This is a genomic window from Microbacterium sp. P5_E9 (assembly GCF_054049175.1).
This window is the reverse complement of sequence record NZ_JBFUMV010000089.1, coordinates 1-614: the sequence shown is the minus strand read 5'-3', so window position 1 is coordinate 614 and position 614 is coordinate 1. Positions and strand designations below refer to the sequence as shown.

At 70.7% G+C, this 614-nt stretch carries 1 protein-coding gene; it reads right to left on the bottom strand.

The features are described 5' to 3' along the window. A partial coding sequence (locus tag ACXJ3V_RS20375; RefSeq protein WP_457102176.1) for a CobW family GTP-binding protein occupies positions 1–614 on the bottom strand: 614 nt, incomplete at both ends.

The window sequence follows — 614 nt, the reverse complement described above, 5'->3', positions numbered from 1 at the left end:
GTCGATGGTGCCGGTGAGCGGGAGGACGTGCGTCGTGATCTGCCCGAAGGCACTGCCGTGGGCGTCGGGTTCGGCGCTGTTGTCGGCATACTGCGAGCGCAGCGGGCCGCGCATCCAGGCCTCGGCGCTTGCAACCGGGCCGCGCGGACCGGCGCCCGGCGCGTGGAACAGGGGTGCCGGAGCGTCTGCGCACTCCCAGCGTGCGATCGGCGCATCGGCATTCATGGTGGCGAGCCCTTGCATGAGCTGCTCGATCTGCTCGGCGTCGGCGGTGTCGGTCTTGCTGACGACGAGCCGGTCGGCGAAGGCGACCTGGCGACGCGCCTCGGCATAGCGCTCCAGCGTGCGAGCGCCGTGGCAGGCGTCCACCAGCGTCAACACCTGCGACAGCGAGCATCGGGGCGTCAATGCCGAGTCGCCCAGCAGCGAGGCGACCAAGGGTGCGGGATGGGCCAGGCCGCTGGTCTCGACGATGATGCGGTCGAAGGCGGCGATGCTGCCGCTGCTGCGCCGGGCGAACAGGTCGATCAGCGTGTCGCGCAAAGTGCCTGAGGCGGCGCAGCAAAGGCAGCCCGAATCGAGCAGGAGCACCTGGTCGTCGGCGCTGGACACCA